The organism is Rathayibacter rubneri (assembly GCF_023743255.1).
In the GTDB taxonomy this organism is placed as follows: Bacteria; Actinomycetota; Actinomycetes; order Actinomycetales; family Microbacteriaceae; genus Rathayibacter; species Rathayibacter rubneri.
Genome location: NZ_JAMRYM010000192.1, coordinates 1 through 1,592 on the forward strand (window position 1 = coordinate 1; position 1,592 = coordinate 1,592).

Below are 1,592 nucleotides of genomic sequence, written 5' to 3' on the forward strand. Positions count from 1 at the left end.
CCGCACGCGGAAGGGGGTCGGCCCCACGATAGCGAGGGGGGACCGGGCGGCACGAGCCCGTGCCGGAGTGCTCAGGTCTTTTTACGCTGCCGAAACAGACCGGCGGCGCGTCCCCCGCGGGAGCGCTCCCGCACACTCCCGCCTGCGGGATGGCCGAGCATCCGGCCGTCCCGCGGCCTCTCGGTGCCCGCCGCGCCCCGGGACGCGTAAAATCTTCAGCGTCCGCGTTCTCGATCCTCCTCCGGGCGGGTCCCGCTCCGTCGGACCCGGCGGCGTCGCTCGGTCCGCTCGCACCCCGCGGACCCCCGACCCACCGCACCATCAGAGAGGCTCGATCGTGGCCGATGCCGCCGACACCGCCGAGAGGGCGAGCCGCTCCTGGCTCCTCGTGCTCGGCCGCGCGATCGTCGCAGCCGCGGCGGGCTGCGTGGTCACCTTCTCCCCCGACCACAGCCCGTCCCTCGGCCTCGCCGTCTTCGGGGGCTTCGCGCTCCTCTCCGGTGCCGCCTCGCTGGCCCTGGGGCTCCGCTCCGTCGGCCCGGCCCGGACTCCCGCCCTCGTGGCGGCCGGAGTGACGCTGCTCGCCGGCGTGCTCGCGCTGGTCGCCCTGCCGGTGCCCTCGCTCCTGCTCCTCATCGCGCTCGTCTCGGGCTGGGGGCTCGTCTCGGGCACCTTCGAGCTGGTCTCGGGCCGCCGCGGCAGCGGGCTCGCCGCGCGCGACGCCGTGGTCGTCGGGGCCGGCACCCTCCTGCTCGGAGCGGTGTTCGCCGTCCTCCCGCCGCACCCCGTCGTCTCCGTCGGGCTCCTCGGGGCCTACGCCGTGATGGTCGGGGTCTACCTCGCGATCGCCGCGTTCTCGCTCAAGTGGGCAGGCGCCTCCGACGCCGTCGCGCCCTCCACACCGACCACCGGAGGAGACCGATGACCGCCCCCGAAGGCCCCACCCCCGAGCCGGGCTCCGACGACCTCGGTCCCCGCACCTTCCAGCCGACCCGCAAGGACCGGCTGCGCCCCCTCGAGCTCATCGGCTTCTCGGCCGTCATGGCGCTCTTCGTCGGCGGGGTCGTGCTGCTCTCGACCCGGGAGCTCGTCGTGGGCCTGATCTCGTTCGGAGTGACGTTCATCGTCGTGCTCGTCGCGATCGCGATGTTCTCCCTCACCTTCAAGCCCGACGACGCCGAGATCGCCGACATCGACGAGCAGGACCGCGGGCACGGAGCCTGACGCAGCCCCTCCGGTCGTCGTGTCGGAGGTGCGGGCTAGCGTGCCGCCGTGGCGGAACCGATCGGACGATGGTGGCGGAGGCGGCGCTTCTCGCGCGGTGCGGAGGTGCCCTACGCGGTCGACACGTACCGCGAGGCCTGGCGGTCGTACCCCGTGCTCGTGCGGCAGTACCGGCCCGAGTACAACGAGGGCATCGTCCTCAGCCAGATCCCGCCGGCCGCCGACGTCTACCTCTGCTGGCTCTGCGATGCGGGGCACGTCTTCGTCGCGACTCCCGACGAGCAGCGGATGCGCCCCGGGCGCGAGCGGCGCCTGTCGTCCTGGTGCCCGGACTGCGCCGAGGCGGCGGCCCCGCGAGGGCCCCGGGC

General features: G+C 74.6%; 2 protein-coding genes and 1 pseudogene. All 3 read left to right on the forward strand.

Features of this window, described 5'->3' with window-relative positions; translation table 11 throughout:
• Positions 1-337: 337 nt before the first annotated feature.
• Positions 338-925 (forward strand): DUF308 domain-containing protein, encoded by a 588-nt coding sequence (locus tag NB037_RS19215; protein WP_251948648.1) that lies wholly within the window; start codon positions 338-340, stop codon positions 923-925.
• Positions 922-1,224 carry a hypothetical protein gene (locus NB037_RS19220; RefSeq protein ID WP_251948649.1) on the forward strand — a complete coding sequence of 101 codons (303 nt, stop codon included), beginning with the start codon at positions 922-924 and terminating at the stop codon, positions 1,222-1,224. Before NB037_RS19215 ends, NB037_RS19220 begins: the two co-directional genes overlap by 4 nt.
• A 48-nt stretch (positions 1,225-1,272) precedes the next feature.
• Positions 1,273-1,592 (forward strand): annotated as a pseudogene (locus tag NB037_RS19225) (zinc-ribbon domain-containing protein); the annotation flags it as partial.